The 18,740-nt window shown below is 63.1% G+C and carries 15 protein-coding genes; 8 read left to right on the top strand and 7 right to left on the bottom strand.

Features of this window, described 5'->3' with window-relative positions; all coding sequences use genetic code 11:
• The first annotated feature begins 366 nt into the window (after positions 1-366).
• The 6 genes from traT (at position 367) to FYJ44_RS12895 (ending at position 8,323) form a co-directional block, all read left to right on the top strand.
• On the top strand, positions 367-1,014 hold the full coding sequence (gene traT, locus FYJ44_RS12920) for a complement resistance protein TraT (protein ID WP_229772705.1): 648 nt from the start codon (positions 367-369) through the stop codon (positions 1,012-1,014).
• A 1,065-nt stretch (positions 1,015-2,079) separates the two neighbouring features.
• Entirely contained in the window at positions 2,080-4,194 is a 2,115-nt protein-coding gene (locus FYJ44_RS12915) for a methyl-accepting chemotaxis protein (RefSeq protein ID WP_229772704.1), read from the top strand.
• Positions 4,195-4,446: 252 nt separating this feature from the next.
• The gene (locus tag FYJ44_RS12910; RefSeq protein WP_154512803.1) at positions 4,447-5,577 is read left to right on the top strand and encodes a VgrG-related protein; all 1,131 of its coding nucleotides are present in this window, start codon (positions 4,447-4,449) and stop codon (positions 5,575-5,577) included.
• A gap of 19 nt (positions 5,578-5,596) precedes the next feature.
• The gene (locus FYJ44_RS12905) at positions 5,597-7,291 is read left to right on the top strand and encodes a glycosyltransferase family 9 protein (protein WP_154512800.1); all 1,695 of its coding nucleotides are present in this window, start codon (positions 5,597-5,599) and stop codon (positions 7,289-7,291) included.
• An 84-nt stretch (positions 7,292-7,375) separates the two neighbouring features.
• Positions 7,376-7,981 (top strand): DUF8043 domain-containing protein, encoded by a 606-nt coding sequence (locus FYJ44_RS12900; RefSeq protein ID WP_154512797.1) that lies wholly within the window; start codon positions 7,376-7,378, stop codon positions 7,979-7,981.
• Between the two features lie 18 nt (positions 7,982-7,999).
• On the top strand, positions 8,000-8,323 hold the full coding sequence (locus tag FYJ44_RS12895) for a hypothetical protein (RefSeq protein ID WP_154512795.1): 324 nt from the start codon (positions 8,000-8,002) through the stop codon (positions 8,321-8,323).
• Between the two features lie 99 nt (positions 8,324-8,422).
• Here the strand turns inward: FYJ44_RS12895 and thiE are convergent, their stop codons facing one another.
• The gene (thiE, locus tag FYJ44_RS12890) at positions 8,423-9,070 is read right to left on the bottom strand and encodes a thiamine phosphate synthase (protein ID WP_154512793.1); all 648 of its coding nucleotides are present in this window, start codon (positions 9,068-9,070) and stop codon (positions 8,423-8,425) included.
• Between the two features lie 11 nt (positions 9,071-9,081).
• Positions 9,082-10,086: a DUF362 domain-containing protein gene (locus tag FYJ44_RS12885; protein WP_154512791.1), complete on the bottom strand. Its 1,005-nt coding sequence runs from the start codon at positions 10,084-10,086 to the stop codon at positions 9,082-9,084.
• Positions 10,087-10,209: 123 nt separating this feature from the next.
• Here FYJ44_RS12885 and FYJ44_RS12880 point away from each other — a divergent pair, with 123 nt between their 5' ends.
• Together FYJ44_RS12880 and FYJ44_RS12875 are read left to right on the top strand one after the other, a co-directional pair.
• Entirely contained in the window at positions 10,210-12,840 is a 2,631-nt protein-coding gene (locus tag FYJ44_RS12880) for a mechanosensitive ion channel family protein (RefSeq protein ID WP_154512789.1), read from the top strand.
• A 33-nt stretch (positions 12,841-12,873) separates the two neighbouring features.
• Entirely contained in the window at positions 12,874-13,224 is a 351-nt protein-coding gene (locus FYJ44_RS12875) for a cupin domain-containing protein (protein WP_154512787.1), read from the top strand.
• Positions 13,225-13,283: 59 nt separating this feature from the next.
• On the opposite strand, the gene FYJ44_RS12870 is transcribed toward FYJ44_RS12875, so the two are convergent.
• The 5 genes from FYJ44_RS12870 to hemB all read right to left on the bottom strand — a co-directional run bounded on the left by FYJ44_RS12870 (position 13,284) and on the right by hemB (position 18,530).
• Positions 13,284-14,099, bottom strand: a complete 816-nt coding sequence (locus FYJ44_RS12870; protein WP_288230658.1) for a hypothetical protein — start codon at positions 14,097-14,099, stop codon at positions 13,284-13,286.
• A gap of 86 nt (positions 14,100-14,185) precedes the next feature.
• Positions 14,186-15,619 (bottom strand): aldehyde dehydrogenase, encoded by a 1,434-nt coding sequence (aldA, locus tag FYJ44_RS12865; protein WP_154512785.1) that lies wholly within the window; start codon positions 15,617-15,619, stop codon positions 14,186-14,188.
• Positions 15,620-15,823: 204 nt separating this feature from the next.
• Entirely contained in the window at positions 15,824-16,279 is a 456-nt protein-coding gene (ahbA, locus tag FYJ44_RS12860) for a siroheme decarboxylase subunit alpha (protein ID WP_374042609.1), read from the bottom strand.
• 101 nt (positions 16,280-16,380) lie between these two features.
• A complete protein-coding gene (gene ahbD, locus FYJ44_RS12855) occupies positions 16,381-17,541 on the bottom strand; it encodes a heme b synthase (RefSeq protein WP_195841029.1) in 1,161 nt (386 codons plus the stop codon).
• Positions 17,541-18,530 (bottom strand): porphobilinogen synthase, encoded by a 990-nt coding sequence (hemB, locus tag FYJ44_RS12850; RefSeq protein WP_154512779.1) that lies wholly within the window; start codon positions 18,528-18,530, stop codon positions 17,541-17,543. Before hemB ends, ahbD begins: the two co-directional genes overlap by 1 nt.
• Positions 18,531-18,740 lie beyond the last annotated feature (210 nt).

Raw genomic sequence — 18,740 nt, 5'->3', positions numbered from 1 at the left:
TCGACCGCGTGCAGTCAATTTGGCATTCTTATGGCTGTTCACCCTGTCCTCGGCTCGGTTTACTGTTGTCTGTCAACTCCAGCTTTACCGGCTTGAGGCAGGGTGAACAACCTATTGGAACATTACACCTAGGTTGTCTCTGAACCGGTCTTTTTGACTTCCGGCCGCGCCTTCAGATCGTTGTCATCCGCAAGGCGCAAAGCCGACGACGACTGAAACAAACCCGTTTCCCTTGCCGGAAAGCAAAAACTGCTTATGGGGGAAACTCCTCCCCGGTACAGATCATCTTTGAAGCGCTTCGCCTTTTCAGCGGAGCGCGGGCAGCGCCGTCAGGCGCGCCGTCATGCAAGGAGCCGTATGCCTATAATGCGATTATTTCTTCTCCTGCTTCTGGGTTTAAGCCTGATTCCCCTCAATGCCTGCGTCCGCCAGCGCGACGGCGACGCCTCCGAGGTGGAGGTGCTGCGCTCCGGCGCGCTGAACCGGGCCGGTGACGAGGACATTCCCAATGTAGTCTATGTGAACGTGCGGGACATGACCAACCGCGTTTTCCACCTCCGCTCCCAGACTGAAGCATGGTTGGGACGCAAAGGCTTCACCGTGACCGACAACCCCAGCCAGGCAGGCTATATCGTCCAGATTACCGTGCTCGCGGCGGGGCAGGCGGCCCCGGAGAGCCTGCGCGGCGTGGTGGACGCCGGTTATGACGCCCCGTCCGTTCTTTCCGGCACGGGGGGCACAGCCCTGCTGGCCGATGTGCTGCTGGTGCAGCGGCGCGTGCCCAGCTCCCGCCGCCCCAGCCGGACGAATTTGAAAAACATCTCCAACCGTAATGCCGTGGCCAGCAGCCAGATGCGTCTGGGCCTGCTGGTGCGCCACGATATCCGGCTGAAATCCGAGCTGCCCGCCTATTTCGCGGATGTGCTGGCCCGTGAGCTGAGCACGGATATCAGCGCCGCCGACAGCGACACCGCCACCGCCACGGCCGCGCCTCAGCCCACGCCCGCGCGCTGAACGCGCGAATCCCATCCATTATTGTGGCGCGGTCCCCCGCAACGGCGGAGGGCCGCGTCATTTTTTCGTACTTTTCAGCGCGCGTTCTGTGTTCGCCCGAAATTCTACAATCCCGAGAATATGCATTCTGAAGGGCTGAAGCACGTCTGCTTCAGCCCTTGCCCTTTCGCCCGGTGCAAGAGCGCAAAGCTGCTCGTAGACCTGCGCGGAACATCCGCACCTCTGACGCCCGTATGCCGTTCAGGCCACATGGTCCTGGCGGTCCGCTTCGGACGCTCCCGCAGCCGACGGCTGCATAGCGGCCTTTTGAGGTAACATGCTCCGAAAATAGTAATCCGCATAATTTGTGATAATTAGTAAATTATAGCTATTTCCCCATCATATTTATCATATTTAGCCTTATTTAAAATATTTCATCTAAAATAATAAAAATATTTTTATTATTTATTTTATTAAATAAAATTTCTTCTTATAATTCATTGTTGATTCGTCATTACAATTAAAAAAACATTGTTGCTTGTTAATTGCCTTATCTAAAGTTATGCTTTTTTATTCCGATTATAATCACATGGCTTTTTGTTTTTCAGCAGAAAGATATGATTTATCCAATTCTGCGTAAAAAATATGCCCGTTATACTGCCTGATAAAATTTAAATCGTAGCGGTGCGGATTATGACCTCCAGCAATATTTCCAACCACCTGCTTTCCATAGTGATCTTTTCGGCACTGTCTCCCTTCGCAGAGAGAGAGAGAGAGAGAGAGAGATTCTGCGCAGAACCGCCTTCTCCGCGTATCATTTCTTAAAGCCTGCATTCCCCGCATAGAGAAAAAATACGGAGTCTTTATATTCCGGCCAGCCTGGAACGTTTTGTCATTGAAAATATCGAAACATTCCAGGCTGCGCGAATAAACACCGCCCCCAAGGATAAATCAACTCCAGTCCACCTGAACGCTGTGGACGTCCCGGCGTTCGGATTCCGAGGAGAGATGCTGTCCGGTCTGGATGCATATCCCCCCCAAAAAACTACAGGAGATGCTATGCTTGCCTAGTACCGCCATCTGCGTATGACCCCCAAAATAGTTCTGCCCGTCACTATCGTGCTTGTGGTGACCCTGAGCCTCCTCACCTGGCAGATCCAGTCCAAGAGTTCGCAGGCCATTGAAGAAGTGGCCAAGCGGGAACTGGCGGCCCTTGGCGCGCAGAACGGCAACTTTGTGATGAGCTATCTGAACACGGCTCTCAGCGAAGCCGCAGCCATGGCCGACAGCATGGAACAGACCCTTAAAAAGGGTGTGCCCCCGTCGCGGGAAACTCTGATGGCCATGGAGGAAGGCGTACACAAGGACAATCCCGATCTTTTCGGCTGCGGCATCATGTGGGAGCCCAATGCCTTTGACGGCAAGGATGAGGCCTATCGGGGCGCTCCGGGCAGCAATGCCGAAGGACGCTTCCTGTCTTACAGTTCCACAGGCGCGGAAATAACGGATCTGAACGACCAGCTCCAGCAAAGCTATTACACCGTGCCCAAAAAGACGCTGGCCCCCTATCTCTCCGACCCCTATCCGTTCCCGGTGGGCGGCAAGGAAGTCGACATGTCCACGGCCGCCTATCCCATCGTTATCGACAACGTGTTCCGTGGCGTGGCGGTGGTGGACATGTCCCTGGAAAAACTGAATACGCTTGTCACCGAGATTTCCGCCTACGAGAGCGGTTACGCCGGGCTGCTCAATGACCAGGGCCGGGTGATCGCCCACAAGGACAAGACCCTTGAAAGGAAAAATCTTTTCGAGATCAACAGATTCAACAACCCTCAGGAAGCCAGAAAGGCCTTCACCGCCGGCGCACCCTATATGGAAGAGGTGGACACCAAGGCCGGCAGGGTTTTCCGCTACTATCAGCCCATCCCCATCCGGGGCAGCAGCCAGCACTGGTACCTGGCCATCGTCGTGCCCATGGGCGAAGTGCTGGCCCAGGCAACGTCCATCAGCCAAATGACCATCGCCCTGTGTTCCGCCACTCTTGTGGTCCTGCTGGTGGTGATCTTTCTGCTGATCCGCTCCTCGGTGAAACCCATCAACTATCTGGCTAATACGGCGGAAATCATCGCCGGCGGCAATCTGCAACAACCCATCGAGGATGAGCGTTTCGGCGGCGAAGTGAAGATGCTGAGCACTTCCCTGAAAAAAATGATCGCTTCCCTGCTGGAAGGCATCACAAAGGCAGAGGCTCTCTCCGCCTCGGCGCAGGAGGAATCCCGCAAGGCCCAGGAGGCCATGCAACAGGCCGAAGCCGCCGGCCAGGAGGCCAAGAGCAAAACGCAGGCCATGCTGGCGGCCGCCGACAAACTGGAAGAAGTGGGCAATGTGGTTTCCTCGGCCTCCAGCGAACTTTCGGCCCAGATCGAACAGTCCGACCGCGGCGCGGCCGAATCCGCCCAACGCCTCTCCGAAGCGGCCACGGCCATGAACGAAATGAACGCCACGGTCCAGGAAGTGGCCAAGAACGCGGGTTCCGCCTCCGCCGCTTCCTCTGAAACCAAGGAAAAGGCCGAAGCCGGCGCGCACGTGGTGGAAAAGGCCGTGCGCAGTATTGAGGAAGTCCACCAGCTGTCCCTGGTGCTCAAGAACGACATGACCCAGCTTAACGAGCACGCCCAGGACATCACCCGGATCATGAGCGTCATCTCGGATATCGCGGACCAGACCAACCTGCTGGCGCTGAACGCCGCCATTGAAGCGGCCCGCGCGGGCGAGGCCGGGCGCGGCTTTGCCGTAGTGGCCGACGAAGTGCGCAAACTGGCTGAAAAGACCATGGCCTCCACCCAGGATGTGGGCAACGCCATCAAGGCCATCCAGGAAAGCACGGCCAAAAGCATGACCGGCGTGGACAACGCCGTGGAGCGCATCGGCGAGGCCACGGAACTGGCCAACCAGTCCGGCCGGGCTTTGCAGGAAATCGTGGCCACCGTAGAAGCCACCGGCGACCAGGTCAACGCCATCGCCACGGCCAGCGAGGAGCAGTCCGCCGCCAGCGAAGAGATCAACCAGTCCATCGTCCAGGTCAACGACATGTCCCGCCAGACCGCCGAGGCCATGGCCGAAGCCGCCAGGGCCGTGTCGGATCTGGCCGCGCAGGCCCACAGCCTTACGGAACTTATTGAGGCCATGAAAAAAGCTTAGGTCAAAAACAGCCCTCAGTCCGCCACAACAGTGGCGCTTCCCCCCCTGCCCCGTCGGCTCCGCGCCGACGGGGTTTTCCTTTTCCAACCGCGTCGGCAATTTGTCGCGCGGGCCTCGCGTCCCTCCATTCCCAAAGCGCGCCGCCGCGCAAGGCCCGTACCACGCTCCTTGCCGGACATTGGCACTGTCCTTGCTTTCATCCTGTCGAGGCGGACCCAAGTCCGCCCTTCGCCCCGTCCCAGGAGGAAGAACATGGCACACTCCGCATGGCTGATCCGGCCTCCGGCCGAACAACAGCAGCAAAACCCGTCTCCCGCCGCGCCCCAGCGCCGCGCCCAGAGCGCGCCCACGGGGGGCATCTCGCCTTTCGCCGCCCTGATGGCCGGTCAGGAACGGAAGGGAGCGGACAAAAGCGCGCCCGAGGCAGGGCGGCCGCAGGAAGCGACCAGCACGCTGCAATTGCGCAATCCCGTTCTGGCCGGGCGCTCTCCCAGCGACCTCGCGCGCTCCCAGACCTTCACCAAGGCACAGGCGGATCTGCGTCAGACCCAGGCCATGGAAGGCCTGATGCAAAGCCTTTCCGGCGGCGATTCGCCGTTGGATCTGGCCCGCAACATGGGCGTGGCCCGGCATCTGCGCAGTCTGACCAACGCCGTTGAAGGGCGAGTGGGCAATCTGTCCATGGGCGACTTCATCCACACACGCTCCACCGGCAAGCGCGCGCGCCGCGCGCCCACGCCGGAAAGCGACGGCCTGGGTCGTCTTTCCGCCCGCTTCGAATCCGGCGGCGACGGCATCGCGGCCATCGGCTACGACCGCAACGGCGGCACGTCCTACGGCAAATACCAGATCGCCTCGCGCGTGGGCAGCATGAAGAATTTTCTGGAATTCCTGGACGGCGAGGCCCCGGATGTCGCCCAGCGCCTGCGCAAGGCCGGACCGGCCAATACGGGCGGCCGCCGCGGGGGCATGCCCGACGCCTGGCGGGCCATCGCCAAGGAGCAGCCCGAGCGTTTCGAGGCCCTGCAGGAGGCCTTCATCCGCGAAAGCCACTACAAGCCCGCCATGGAAGCCATTGTGGAGCGCACCGGCCTGGAAGCGGACAAACTTTCCCCCGCCATGCGGGAAGTGATCTGGAGCACCGCCGTGCAGCACGGCCCGGCCGGCGCGGCCCGTATTTTCGACCGGGCCGACAACCTCAGCGGCAAGCCTACGGACCCGGCTTACGAGCGCAAGCTCATCAGCAACGTCTACAAACTGCGCGCCGGGCAGTTCGGTTCCTCCACCGAAGCGGTGCAGGCGGCGGTGCAGAACCGCTTCCGGCAGGAAAAAAATCTGGCCCTGAACATGCTGGACGGCGGCGGGCGCACCGCCCTGGCCTGAACCCTCGGGACGGCGCGGCATGAGCACTGATGTTCTGCTTCTCAATCTGACCCGTTTCGGGGATCTGCTGCAAAGTCAGCCCCTGATCCAGGATCTGCACGACAGCGGCCACCAGGTGGGTCTGGTCTGTCTGGACAATTTCGCCGCCGCTCTGCCCCTGCTGCGTCATGTGGACGCGGCCTGGCCTCTGCCCGGCGCGAAACTCATGGCCGCGCTGGACCGGGACTGGCGGACGGCGGCCGCGCAACTGCTGGATCTGGCCCGGCGCATCCGCCGGGAGGCCGCGCCCCGGCACGTCGTCAACCTGACGCCCACCCTGCCCGCGCGCCTGCTCTCCAAGCTCCTGGCCCCCACGCCGGAAGCGGTGCTGGGCTTCGGCCTGGATCCCGAAGGCTTTGGGGTCAACCAGGGCGTCTGGTCCTCCTTTTTGAGCGGCGCCACCCTGCGCCGCCTGAACGCGCCCTTCAATCTGGTGGACATGTTCCGCATGGTCGGCGCGCCCCTTTTCGCTCCCGGCATTGCCGGGCGTCCGGGACGCTTCAGCCTGCGGACCCCTCCGGATGCGGCCATGGCCCATGCCGACGCCCTGCTGGCCCGGCCCGAAAATCTTCCCATGAGTGCGCATCCCAAAGGTTTTGTGGCTCTGCAACTGGGGGCCAGCGAAGCCCGGCGGCAGTGGCCGGTCGCGCATTTCGCGGCTCTGGGCGAACGCCTCTGGCGCGAGGCGGGCCTCTGCCCGGTCCTGCTGGGCGCGCCCGCCGAACGTCCGATGGCGCGGGAGTACGCGGCGTGCGCCGCCCGTGATCGGACGCCCTTCGTCAATGCCGTGGGCCGGACCGATATTCCTCAACTGGCGGCCCTGCTGCGCAAAATGCGTCTGCTGGCCACCAACGACACCGGCACCATGCATCTGGCCGCGGGTCTGGGCCTGCCCTGCCTGGCTTTTTTTCTGGCTACGGCCCAGCCCTGGGACACCGGCCCCTATCTGCCGGGTTGTTGCTGCCTGGAACCGGCTCTGCCCTGCCATCCCTGTTCCTTCAGGCAGCCCTGTCCGCACGGTCATGCCTGCCTGACGCGCATCAGCCCGACCAGCGCGGGCGACCTGATCCTGGCCCGTCTGGAAGGCGGCGGCTGGCAGGCGGGCCTGAGTCCGGAGCTCCGCCGCGAGGCCCGCGTCTGGCTGACGGAAACCGACGCGCGGGGCTTTGCCGGGGTGCGCAGCCTCTCCGGCCACGATTCCGAAGACCGTAGCCTCTGGCTCAGCCAGCAACGCCCGTTCTGGCGTCACATTCTTGACGATCTGAGCAGCAACGCGGCCGGCCAAGCCGCCGGGCCGGCGAACGGGCACATTGAAAAGCACGCGGCCGGGCAAACAGGCGGGCAGTTGGACGCGCCGCCCTGCTCCCCGGATTTCTGCCGCCAGGTGACCCCGGTGCTGGCCCAGGCCGCGCGGCTGCTGGACATGCTGTCCGAGCAGGGCCGCCTGACGGGCAAGTCTGCCAAGGCGGGTCAGCTCTTTCTGCTCAATTGCGAACGCCTGCAAAATCTTCTGAACGCCTGCCCGCCGCTGGCCTCTCTGGCCTGTTTCTGGCGCGAGTTACGGCAGGAGCGCGGCGACCGCATGGATGAATTGCTGCATTTTGTGGGCCTGCTGGCCGGGCACCTCGAACGCTGGGCCGCACACATGACGGTTTCGAGCCGCAATCCATTGTAATTCCTTACTTGGTACGTGCCTTGCATAGTTAAAAGCACGCAACGTATCGGCAAATAATTCCCCGTGGGGAGCAAGGAGGGTTATATGATTATTGTTGACGGTTGCAAAAGCGACAAGGAAATTTCCAATTTCGCCAACCTGGAAGAAGTGCTGACCACTGTGATGGAAGACGAAAAAATGGATGACCGGGTGGTCACCGATGTTTTCGTGAACAATGAAATTTTTTCGGAAATATATCCTCATCAGGCCGAGGACATGTCCTGCGACACCATCTCTTCTGTGGAAGTGCGCTCCGTGCCTGCCGCCGAGCTGGCCGTGGACATGTCGGCGGAAATGGGCAAAGTGGCCCGGATGATGGGCAACGGGGCGCGCAATGTGGCCCGCCTGTTCCGCGAAGCCTCGGACACCGACGCCCTGGAGCTTTTGCAGGATCTGCTGGACGTGACCCGCGATTTCATGGGCATGCTCGGCGCGCTGCGCGAACGCTATCTCGGCGGCGCGGATGAGGAATTCACCCGCAAGGCCGAAAAGCTGGCCGACCTGCTTTCCGAAATGAGCGACGTGCTGGAAAATGAAGACTGGATTCTGCTGGCCGACCTTCTGGAATACGAATTCCTGCCCCTGTGCGAGGAATGGCAGGTAGTCAGCGAACATCTGCACGAGCAGATGGTCAAACGCATAGCCCAGTAAGGGCTGAAGGAGCGCCCCATGGGTCAGGGACTATCTCTCCTGGATCAGGCTCTGGATCTCGCCCGCCAGGAAATGGCGGCCCTGGAGGACGGGGCCTATGACAGGGCGGTGGAACTGGCGGAACGACGCGGCGAGATCACCAGCATGGCATGGCACCTGCTGGAATCCGGCGGCGCCGATCAGTACCGGAACCGCCTTATTGAACTCACCCGGCTTCAGGAACATCTGACCGAACTGGCCGCCCAGGCGCAGGAAGTCGTCCGGGCAAGCCTGCAACGTTCACGGCTGGAGAAACAGCGTATGCGGGGCTACCATCAGGCGGTGGGACAGGCTCTGCAATAGCCGCCATCCGGCACGCACACCGACGCGCAACGGGAAACAGCAACGCCCCGGCCTCCTGACGGAAGCCGGGGCGTTTTGCGTGCGGCGGAACCGGGCCGCTTACTGGCCGAGCCCCTGCCGCATGGCCAAGCGCACGGCCTCCACCTGGGCCGGGATGTCCCGCGCGCCCACCAGTTCCGAGACCAGAGCGCAACAGCGCGCGCCGTGGCGGGCCACCTCGGCGATATTGTGCGCCTTGATGCCGCCGATGGCCACAAAAGGCAGCTCAATATTACGCGCCACCCAATCCAGATAATCGAAGCCCACCGGGTCCACCACGTCCTCCTTGGTCTGGGTGGCGAAAATGGGCCCCACTCCGATGTAGTCCGCGCCCGCGTTCACGGCGGCCACAGCCTGTTCCGGCGAATGGGTGGACAGGCCGATGAGCATGTCCGGCCCCACCAGACGGCGCACCTCCGGCACGGGCAGGTCCTCCTGTCCGATGTGCACGCCGTCGGCCCCCACCAGCATGGCAATGTCGATGTGGTCGTTGACGATGAAGCAGGCCCCGGCCTTTTCGGTCAGGCGGCGCAGCAGGCGGCATTCTTCAAGCATCTTGCCGGCTTTGAACTTTTTTTCCCGGTATTGCAGGATGCGCACCCCGGCGTCCAGCAGGGCCCCGGCCACCACGGCCAGAGGGCGGCCCAGGGAAAGGCGCGAATCGGTCAGGGCGTAAATGTCGGTCTGTCCGGGCAGAATGGCGGGCATGACTGTCTCCTTCAGGGTTTGCACGCCGCCCACAGGCGGCGGACGCAGCTTTTTACAAAGCGCGCGGGATGAAACGAGGTGTGGGCCAATTCGCGCGGCAACTCAAAGTCACGCGCGTTAAAATCTTCAGGCCGTTGCAGCACGTATGCGGCGCGCCAACCGGCCGCGCCGCAGCCTTCGGCCTTGCGCCGCTCCAGAGCCGCGCCCAGCGGCGTCGCGTCGGGAGCCAGGCCCAGTACGGCGCAGAGGGCTTCATCCAGCGCCACGGCGGACGGGCTCGCGCCGATGAGCCCCAAGACGAACGGCTTCCCCCGGCTGGGGCCGGTGACGTGCATGGCCCGCACGCCGTCGGCCAGCGCGGCCACCGGCGGCAGAGCCGCCCAGAGCGCGGCCAGACAATCCGCAAAATAACCGGGGTCGCGGCCTTCGCGGGTGTGGATCAGGGCCTTGCGCAGTCCGCTGACGCAGCCGAAGCAGTTCTTTACCGCCAGGGTCAGCAGCATCTGGCTGTGGGCCTTGACCCTGGGCACGGAAAGAATCAGATCGCACTCCAGCGCCCGCCGGGAAACCATAAAACGCGGGCCGCCTTCCGGAGATGCGGAGGACGCGGGCGAAGAGGCGGGCAGGTGCAGACGTACCGGCACGGGCCGGTCCAGGGCGCGCACTCTGAGCTTCAGGGGCCGCAGGGCCTCCTCCAGGCCGATCTTGCGGGCCACGGCCTCGGCGCGGCCGAAACCCGGCGAATCGGCCACCTCCACGTTGGCGCCTTGTTCCAGCAGCCAGGCGCAGACCGCCGCCGTCACTTCGGGATCAGAGCAGGCCAGAGGCTGGGCCGTGATCAGATTGGGTTTGACCAGGACGCGCAGACCCGCGCCCACGCGCGGCCCGGCGGCCTCCAGCGCCTGAAACACGGTCTGCCGGAGCCGGGGCGCGGCATAATCCGGGCAAGCCAGCAGGGCCACAGGCAGAGCGCGCGGCCCGGCGGGGCGGGATGCGGGGAAAGAGGCGTCCGTCATACGGCGACTATGACGTTACAGACCCGGATTGTAAAGATCACCGAGGCTTGCACTCTTTTCAAGCCGCCCCTCTTGGCGTAAAAACAGTCAGCCGCGTTCACGCGGCCTATAAGGATATCCATCATGCGCCATTTCCGCCTCATCATTCTCCTGTTCCTCTCGCTCTGCCTCTCGGCCGCGCCGGGCCTGGCGGCTTCCGCCACGGCTCCGGCGGCCGCCGCCGGAGCCGCCAAAACGGAAAAAGCCGCCCCGGCCAAAGCTGAAAAAACAGACAAGGCCGCCGGGGCCGTGGACAAGGACAAGGCCGCCGACGCCGCATCGGACCAGAAAACCGACGGCGGGACAGCCGGGACGGAGGCCGAGCCGCCGAAACACGACCCCTGGGAAATGATTTGGACGGGCCAGCGCGGCATGCTCAATGAAATCAAAGAAACCGCCGTCAGGCTGAGCGACGGCTTCTCCGATCAGGCGGCCAATCTGACGGGCAAGGTCCAACCCTACGAGGAGGAAGCCCGCCGCCTTCTGGTGCTGACCAATACTTTCAAAAACTGGCCCAATCCCATGGAGGCCGTCAGTCGCCGCATCACGGTCACGGTCACCCAGCTGAACCAGGTGCTGGAGCCGGTCATGCTGGCCCGCTCCGAGGCGCAAGGCCTGCTGGAGCGCGTCAACTACATGGCCGACAGCCTGCCCGAGGATCTGCATGACGGCCGGATCAGCCCGGAAATGCAGAGCTATATTCAGGATATCGGTCAGGCCCGGCTGCGCCTGGCCGCCGTGCTGGCCCAGTACGATTCGGCGCTGGCTCCCTCCCTGGCTCTGCTCAAGCGGCTGGAAAAAACCCGCCAGGACATCAGCCAGCAGTTGCCGGTTCTCTGGAAAGACTATTATCTGCAACGCCCGGTGCCCTATCTCAGCCCCGAGGCCTGGGCCGATTTCGGCCAGCAGATGCTCTATTCCTATCAGGGCATGATATTGCGCCTGCCCGTGGAAATGCCGGTCACCCCGGATCAGTGGGGCACGGCTGCCCTGCGCTTTCTGATCTGCCTGCTGTTCACCGGCGTGATCAGCCTGCTGCTTTACCGGCGCTGGATCAATCAGGACTCCAGACCCGCCGGGCGTCATATTTTCCGGGTCAGCCTGCCCTGGCTCTGCCTGGGGCTTTCCCTGCTGGGCAGTTCCCTCTCCGCCACGGGCGAGTTTTTCCGGCTCTTTCTGGCCTTGGGCAATTTATCCATCATTCTGGGGCAGGTCTTCCTGGCCTGGGATCTGCGCCTGCTGAAATATCCGGATGTGGAGCAACAGCCCGCGCCCTTCCTGCGGCTGCTGCCCCTGACCCTCTGCGCCTATGCCCTGCTCTACCTGCCCCTGACCAAACCTCTGGTGCTGGTGATCTGGACGGCCCTGGTCATCGCCTCTCTGATCTGGCGGCGGCGCTGGCGCAAAGTCAACTACGGCTCCCTGCAACTGGAATCCAGCGTGCTGGACGGCGACTCCATCGTGCTCTGGCTCTGCCTGCTGCTGGCCCTCTCGGGCCTGCACATCTACAGCATGGCCCTCTACCTGATCTTTGTCTCCTGCTCCCTGGCGCTGGAGCTCAGCCTGGGCGGCATGGCCCTGGTCAGCAACATCAACGAGCATCTGCCCAAGGAAGGCGCGCGGGCCGCCCTGGCCCGCCTGCTGGTGGCCCTGGCCGCGCCCGTTGTCCTGGTGGTGGCCGTGGTGGGCGTGCTGCTCTGGGTGGGCACCCTGCCCGGCGGCATGTATCTGCTGGGCGAGTACGTGTTCAGGGGCGTGAACGTGGGCGCCACCCAGTTCAACATCGTCCAGATACTGCTGATCATCAGCGTGTTCTACCTCACGCGCACGGCCGTGGCCATGGGTTCGCGCTTTCTGGCCAAACTGCCCAAACAGGGCCTGCAGATCGACGCCACGCTGATCCCGCCCATGCAGACGGCCTTCACCTACGCGGTGTGGGCCATCTTCGGCCTGTTCGTGCTGCGTGCCCTGGGCATGGAGCTGAGCAACCTGGCCATGGTGGCCGGCGGTCTTTCCGTGGGCATCGGCTTCGGCATGCAGACCATTGTGAACAACTTTCTCTCCGGTCTGATCCTGATCTTCAGCCGCACGCTCCAGGCCGGGGACGTGGTGGAAGTGGGCGGCACCACGGGCCGGGTGCGCAAGATCAGCGTCCGCGCCACCATGGTGGAAACCTACGACAACGCGCTCATCTACGTGCCAAACTCCGAATTCGTGGCCAGCCGCCTGATCAACTGGACCCGCAACAGCCGCACCGTGCGGCGCGAGATCAAGCTGGGCGTGGCCTACGGTTCGGACACGGCCCTGGTGATGAAGCTGCTGCTGGCCGTGGCCAACGGGCACGAAAACGTGCTCAAGTATCCCACGCCCACGGTCACTTTCAACGATTTCGGCGCCAGTACCCTGGATTTCCTGCTGCGTTTCTGGGTCAAGGACTATGACGTGGGCGTGTCCACCGCCTCGGACATCCGCCTGGCCATTGAAAAGCAGTTTCGCGAACACCACATTGAAGTGGCCTTCCCGCAGTTGGACGTCCACATCAAGGACATGCCGCCGCGCGTCAAAAGCCCGCAGGCTCCGTCCCGCGCTCGCGCCGGGCGTCCCGCGCGCCGACGCCTGCACCGGCCGCCGCAGATCCGGTCCGCAAAGCGGGCCGACAGCGCGGCGGAAAATACGGAGGCGACAGGGGCAAAGGACGCGCCGCAAACCGCGTAGGCGTCCTCATACACACACAACAAGGGAGGGGGTATGATCCGTCGCGCCCATGAACGGGAAAAACTGGAGAAAACCATGTTCGGCGGACCGGGGATGGCCCATTTCACCAAGCTTCTGAACGAGGATGAATTCGAGGGCAGGGGGCGCCTGTACAATCACGTGCTGCTCCGTCCCGGCGACGCCGTGGGCAAACACCGCCACAACGGCGACTTTGAAGTTTTTTTCATCCTCAAGGGCGAAGGCCTGTATGACGACAACGGCCGCGAAACCACGGTCAAGACCGGGGACGTAACCGTATGCCGCCACGGCGAGGAGCATGCCCTGTACAACAACGGCCCGGACGATCTGGAAATGGTCGCCCTGATCCTCTATTCCGGCAACTGATGCATTGAACGCGGAAAGGGACGGCCCCAAGCCGCCCCTTTCGCATCGGAGCGGTAGCCTCAGGCGGCCGCCTTCTTCTTTCTGCTCTTGACCACCCAGCCGATCAGGCCGCCGACCAGACCGCCCACCAGCGCGGCCAGCAGAACCTTGACCAGAAAAGAGTCCAGATAGGATATCCAGGGCACGCCCTGTTTGATGTCCAGCTCCGCCAGGATTTTCCGGGCATGGACTTTGGCCGCGCCCAGTTGCTCGGCCATGTTTTTGGCCGGGTCGAGAATCTGATACTGGTTGACGATGATCAGCTTGCCCCGGGCCAGCAGGTAACTGGAAACCACGACCTGCTTATCCACTTCCCGCCGCCCGCCCGCGCGGCTCACCTGATCCATGACCGCCATGAAGGAAAGGCTGGTGTCGCTGGAGTCGAAAACGCCCAAGGTGTCGATATCGCCAATGCTCATGCTGCCGTCGCCGGCCTTGCCCAGCAGGCGGTTGATCTTCTGTTTGAGGGTCGTTTTCAACTGCTCCTGCGCCTTGGCGACGCCTTTTTTCACCTCCACGAAGTCCTTGACGCTCAGGCTTTTGTCCGCAAACGGGCGCAACGTGGACAAAATGAAATAATTCTCCAGGCGCTGGCCCTGCGGATCCATAAATTTTTTGTGGCTTTCCTCGTCCACATAGAGGGCCAGAATCTGCATGTTTTTGGGGGAAATACCGGCCAAAAACTTGCGCATGCCGAGATAGGGCTCCTTGTCCCCGGCCATATAGCCCTGCGGCACCCTGTAGCTGATGCTCTCGCCGCCGATGGTCAGGGTTTCGGCGTGCGCGGCCACGGACAGCAGCAGGCAGGCGACAAGCGTAAACAGGATTTTCTTCACGAATTCTTCCTTTTCCGCACTGGAGGATATCGGGTAATGTGTGACGCGGGGCGCGACAGGCGCGCCCCGGCTGTTCGTGCCGCCGCTTAGTACTGAATATAGGCCACATGCGTCTGTAAATACTCCATCAGTCCGTGCTTGCCGTCCGCGCCGCCAATGCCGGACTTGCGCCAGCCCGCGTGAAAACCCTGCATGCCCTCGAAATTTTCGCGGTTGACGTAGGTCTCGCCGAACTTGAGGCGGTTGACGGCCTCCAGGGCCAGGGACACGTTGCGCGTGTAGATGGAGGAGGTCAGGCCATACTCGCAGTCATTGGCCAGAGCGATGGCTTCATCGAAATCGCTGAAGGTCAGCATGGGCAGCACCGGCCCGAAGATTTCCTTGCGCACGATTTCCATATCCTGGCGGCAATTGCGCAGCAGCGTGGGCATGTAGAAATAGCCCTTCTTTCTGTCCGCAGGCGCGCCGCCCATGACCGCCTCCGCCCCGTCGGCCCTGGCCCGGCGGACCATGCCTTCGATTTTGGCCAGCTGTTCGGCGTTGATCTGGCTGCACATGTCCGGCGCGGGTTCGTCAAAAGGATCGCCCAGCCGCACGGCTTCAAAAGCTTTGACCAGCTTTTCCGCGAAGGCGTCGGCAATGCTCTCGTGCACATAGACCCGCTCCGCGCAGTTGCAGACCTGGCCGCTGAAGATCGTGCGCGAGGCCGTGACGGCTTTGGCTGCCAGATCCAGATCCGCGTCCGCGCAGACGATGGCCGGAGCCTTGCCGCCCAGTTCGAGAGAAACCTTGGTGATGTTGGCCGCGCCGGCCGCGATGATGCGCTGCCCGGCCTCCACGCTGCCGGTGAGGGAAACCATGTCGGTGAGCGGGCTTTTGGCCAGGGCTTCGCCCAGGCGCGCCCCGCCGCCGGTGACCACGTTCAGCACGCCCTTGGGCAGGTCCAGCCCGGCGGCGATTTTGGCGAATTCCATGACCGTGACCGGGGCCACGCTGCTGGGCTTGATCACCACGGCGCATCCGGCCAGCAGAGCCGGAGCCACCTTGCGGGCCGTGACAAAGAGCGGGAAATTCCAGGGACAGATGCCCGCCACCACGCCGATAGGCTGACGGTAGAGCAGGATATTTTCACGCGGGCGGTCACTCTGGATGATTTCGCCTTCATAAATCCGCGCCCAACCAGCGTAATAGTCGAAATATTCGGCGGTGAAATCCACCTCCACCTGCGCCAGGGGCAGGGTTTTGGCCTGCTCCTCGGCCAGGATGGCGGCCAGTTCCGTGCGCCGCTCGCGGATGCCCCCGGCCAGCTTTTTCAGCGCCGTGGCGCGCGCGGGCGCCGGCAGCGCGGCCCAACCGTCCTGCGCGGCACGCGCCGCCTCCAGCGCGGCACGCGCGTCCTCCGCGCCGCCGTCAGGCACCTGGGCCATGATTTCTCCGCTGGAGGGGTTCTCCACATCAATCATTCCCGTGCCGGGGCGGCTAACCAGTTCGCCGTTGATGAACTGTGCATAGATGCGCATGGGGCTCTCCCTGAAAAAGGTTGGCGGGTACGCCGGGACGGCCGCGCGGCCGCCTCTCCATGTTTGCAAGCATACCTCCAGAGCGGCAAAGCCGTAAAGGCCGTGACCACGGAAAAGAAGAATCTCCCCCGCGCCGCGCCGGAACACGGAGCCGGGGAGATTGCTGCAAACCGGGTCTGCCCGCGCCCGAGGCGCGCCACGCGGCTAGGCCTCGTCGCCCATGCGGAAGTCCACGCGGATCTTGAACAGTTTTGTGGCGGGCAGGTTGAGAATGGCCACGCCGGTGCGCGCGCTGATCTCGTCCAGCACGGCCTGGGCCTCCTCACGCGAGGGGCTGATCAGGGTAAACCAGACGTTGTAGTTGTGCTCGCGCAGATAATTATGGGTCACGCCGGGCCGGGCGTTGACCTCGGCAATGAAGGCGTCCAGCTTGTCTTCGGGCACCTTGGCCGCGCAGAGTGTGGACACGAAACCCAGCTTGGCGGACTGGAAATTGGCCCCCAGGCGACGGATGATCTTGCGGCCGCGCAAGGTCCGCACCCGCTCCAGGGCTTCTTCCTCGGGAATGCCCAGGCGTTGGCCCAGCTCGGCGTACGGCCGCGGCGTCAGGGGAAAATCCGTCTGGATGATGTCCAGCAGCTGCCTGTCCAGACTGTCCATGCGGCTGTCCGCCGGGGGAAGAGCGCCGCCCTCCCCGGCTTTGCGGGTCTGTTTGTTCATAGTGCGGTCCTGTGCGCTGTCTGCCGGGTCGCCGCCCGGATTCAGCGCGTCTTCATTTTCGCGGGCTGATAGGTGCACAGCGGTTCCGGCCCCATGTGGTCCCCGTCCATGCTCTGCGCGCGGGCCCGGCAGCCGCCGCAGACCTTGTGGAACTCGCACGAGCCGCACTTGCCCTTGTAACAGGACTGGTCGCGGAACTGGCGGAAGTATTCGCTCTTGCGCCAGATTTCCGGGAAGGGCGTTTCGCGCACATTGCCGCAGTTGAGTTCCAGATAGCCGCAGGGCTGGACCTGGCCGGTATGGCTGATAAAGCAGAAGCCCGTGCCGCCCAGACAGCCCCTGGTCATGGCGTCCATGCCGAAGGTTTCCGGCGTGACGCGCAGGCCTTCCTCATGCGCGCGCTGGCGCATGATCCGGTAATAGTGCGGCGCGCAGGTGGCCTTGAGATGCATGCTTGTGCCCTTGCGGAAATCATAGAGCCAGTGCAGCACGTCCTCATATTCCTGCGCGGTGATGACCTGATCCGCCAGCCCCGAAGCCCGGCCCATGGGCACCAGCAGAAAGATGTGCCAGGCCGCCGCGCCGATGCGTTCGCAAAGCTCGAAGATTTTCTTGAAGCTGCTCAGGTTGTTGCGCGTCACCGTGGTGTTGATCTGAAAGGGCACACCCGCGTCCTTGAGATGACCGATACCGCGCATGCTGGCCTCGAACGCGCCGGGCACGCCCCGGAAGGCGTCGTGACTTTCCGCGTCGGCCCCGTCAATGGAGATGGAGCAGCGCTCCACCCCGGCTTCCTTGATGCGCCGGGCGTTTTCCGGCGTGATCAGGGTGCCGTTGGGCGAAAAGGCGCAGGTCAGTCCCTTGGCGTGGGTATAGGCCACCAGTTCATAGACGTCCGGCCGGATCATGGGATCGCCGCCGGTGAAAATGATGATGGGATTGCCCACCTGCGGAAAGGTGTCGATGAGCGCCTTGGCCTCGGCCGTGGACAACTCGCCGGGATAGGGCTCGGGATGGGCTTCGGCCCGGCAGTGCTTGCAGGCCAGATTACAGGAGCGGGTCACTTCCCAGGCGATGAGGCGGCAGACCGGGCTGCCGTCCTCCAGCACGCGGGTCGTGCCGGGCGCGCCGCCCGGATGTCCTGTCGTATGGCCGGCCATGGTTCCCGGATGAGCGCCGGAGTGTTGGTCCTGTCCGTGCATCAGCGCGCCAGCCTTTGCCGGAGGATTTCCTCGGCGAAATAGGTGATGAGCATGTCCGCGCCCGCGCGTTTGAGGCCCTGCAGGCTTTCCAGCATGACCGCGCGCTCGTCGATCCAGCCGTTGAGCCCCGCCGCGCGGATCATGGAATATTCGCCGCTGACCTGATAGGCGCAGAGCGGCACGTCCACATGCTCGCGCACCAGACGGATGATGTCGCTGTACGGCCCCGCCGGCTTGACGATGAGCGCGTCCGCGCCCTCGTCCAGGTCTGCGCGGGCTTCGATCAGGGCTTCGCGGGCGTTGCCGGGATCCATCTGATAGGATTTGCGGTCACCGCTGGCCGGGGCGGATTCCGCCGCGTCGCGGAACGGTCCGTAATAGGCTCCGGCATACTTCACGGCATAGGACATGATGGGCAGCTCTTTCAGGCCGCCTTCGTCCAGGGCCGCGCGGATGGCCGCTACCCGCCCGTCCATCATGTCCGAGGGGGCCACCATGTCCGCGCCGGCCGCCGCGTGGCTCACCGCCGTCTTGGCCAGCAGGGGCAGTGTGGGGTCGTTGAGCACAGCGCCGTCGGGCATCAGCACGCCGCAATGGCCGTGGCTCATGTATTCGCAGAGACAGACGTCGGTAATCACGATGAGCCTGGGCCAGCGCTCCTTGAGACGGCGCACGGCCTGCTGCACGATGCCGTCCTCGGCATACGCGCCGCTGGCCTTTTCGTCTTTCTTGGCCGGAATGCCGAAGAGCAGTACAGCCGTCAGGCCCGTATCCACGGCTTTTTCCACCTGCTTTTCCAGCTCGCCCGGCGAAAGCTGGTACTGGCCGGGCATGGAGGCCACTTCTTTGCGGAAAGACCGGTCTTCGGTTTCCACCACAAAGTAGGGCATAATCAGGTCTTCCACCAGTAGAGGCGGAGTTTCGCGCACCAGGGCGCGGAGTTCCGGGGTCCAGCGCAGCCGACGGCCGCGATGAAATGGCGTAGTCATGGCTTTTTCCTTTATATGTAGGCAGCCTTTCTTGTTGTTGACCGCCTTTACGCTAAACCAGCTCTTTTCCGAAGGGGGCTTCGCTCAATACTGAGGGCTAGACCAAAGTATTTTTTCTCACAGGCCGCCATTTTTTGCGGCGCACCGGACGCCAAGGAGTTTTGCCCCGCCCTCAAGGAAAGTGAGCCTTGCGCGCGGGAGTGTACTCCA

The organism is Desulfovibrio porci, from assembly GCF_009696265.1.
GTDB classification, from domain to species: Bacteria; Desulfobacterota; Desulfovibrionia; order Desulfovibrionales; family Desulfovibrionaceae; genus Desulfovibrio; species Desulfovibrio porci.
The sequence above is the reverse complement of the archived record's forward strand: the minus strand, read 5'-3'. Positions and strand labels throughout refer to the sequence as shown.